Source organism: Candidatus Accumulibacter vicinus, assembly GCF_000584955.1.
Lineage (GTDB): Bacteria > Pseudomonadota > Gammaproteobacteria > Burkholderiales > Rhodocyclaceae > Accumulibacter > Accumulibacter vicinus.
On record NZ_JDSS02000037.1, the window covers coordinates 289737 to 291385 of the forward strand.

At 61.2% G+C, this 1649-nt stretch carries 2 protein-coding genes; both read left to right on the forward strand.

What is annotated here, in order from left to right; translation table 11 throughout:
• Positions 1-770 precede the first annotated feature (770 nt).
• A complete protein-coding gene (locus CAPSK01_RS23565; RefSeq protein ID WP_273703913.1) occupies positions 771-1073 on the forward strand; it encodes a hypothetical protein in 303 nt (100 codons plus the stop codon).
• Positions 1074-1130: 57 nt separating this feature from the next.
• Positions 1131-1649 (forward strand): reverse transcriptase domain-containing protein (locus tag CAPSK01_RS23570; RefSeq protein WP_273703914.1); only part of this gene is annotated, 519 nt, incomplete at its 3' end.

Below are 1649 nucleotides of genomic sequence, written 5' to 3' on the forward strand. Positions count from 1 at the left end.
GGCTGGCGCAGTGCCTTGGGTCAGGCGCTCCGGGCCGCCATTGCGGGGATTGACGCGCGCCGTGCCGGCGCGGCTGCCATGGCAGGGTGCGGGGTCGGGCGGCAATCGGGTCCCGGCAGTCGCAGATGATTATCCATGGGGGCTTTTTCCTGTCCGACCTCTTGCGCATTCCTCCCGGGCCACGCTATGGAAATCGCGATGAGTGGCATCCCGCGCCAGACCGCGCCTGCTTCGATACAGGGGTGTCCGCAACCGGCCGTCACCTTACGGCGTGAAGGCGCCACGTCCATCTGGGCCATTCAGGTCCGGCAGTGTGGTTCGCCCAGGGCCGTGCTTCGGGATGGGAGCGGACCTTGATCACAGGCCGTGGCATCGCGCGCGGATTTCGAACTGCCATAGATGGCAATCCAACGCCGATGTTCATGGCACTCCCCGGACCCGATTGCGCTGGAAGTGCGATGGCCGGGTGGCGACGAACGGGCGACAAACGGGCGACAAACGGGCGACAAACGGGCGGAAAGCGCATGATATCCATTCGTCATTGGCGCGCCGGACAGGACGAATCTAGGCACTGGTCTGAGGTCTTGGCTATCAATTGACTGGACGATTGCGACTCTTGGAGGACGATGACCTCTGTCCGCAATCTGGTGCGCCCATGCAGCGCATGATAGCGTCAGGATAGCCACTCCACTTCTTCCTCGTTATGACTACCATGCTGGATGCGCTCCTGCACGCCCTTGACCAGGGAAACCTCTGGATATGTAAGCAGCGTGTCGACTATCCTGCGCACACCGATGTCTGGAATCTACGCTTTCATTGGCACCGCGAGCGTGTGCGTCTTGAAGATCTGCGCACGGATCACCCGCACCGACGACGAAGTCCTGCACCTGTGGCGCGCCCGGGATGCCCTGGCGCTCAAGGCCCTGAGCTTGGTGCTCAGCCCACGGCTGCGGCTGTCGCCGCGTTGCCGGCACGTCAAAGTCCACTGCGGCCTCAAGGCGGCGGTGCGCGAAGTGCAGCAGCACTTGCCCGACTACGACTACGCGCTGCGCACCGATGTGAAAGGCTTCTAAGAAAACATCGATCAGTCGATCCTGCTGGCATAGCTCTGCGACCTGATCGATGATCTTTTGATCATCGGTTTGCTCAAACAATACATCCAGCGCACGGTGGAGCGCGGTGGCTTGCACTGGGACATCCGCAGCGGGATCTCGCGGGGCTGTCCATTGAGTCCATTGCCAGGCTCCTGGTATCTACGCCTGCCCGATGAGAGTCCGGATCAATCCGGCATCTACTACGTGCGCTACATGGACGAAATCGTGGTGCTTACTCACACCCGCTGGCAGTTACGCCGGGCCGTGCGCACCCTGAACGAGACCTTTGCCGAAATCAAGGTCTCACAGCATCCGGACAAGACCTTCATCGGGCGCATCGGACGCGGATTTGACTTCCTGGACTGCTGCTTCACCCGGGAGCCCCTACGACTGGCACTGTGCACATGGCAGAATCACGCATCAGGGCTTCATCGGTTTTATGAACAACAGACTACGAGATTTAGGCGAAGGCCCACAAGTGACAACGGTGCGACCGGAGCGAAAACGGCACCCGAAGGTGCCGCTCGTCTGGATGAAAACGTGAAGCGGCGGCAG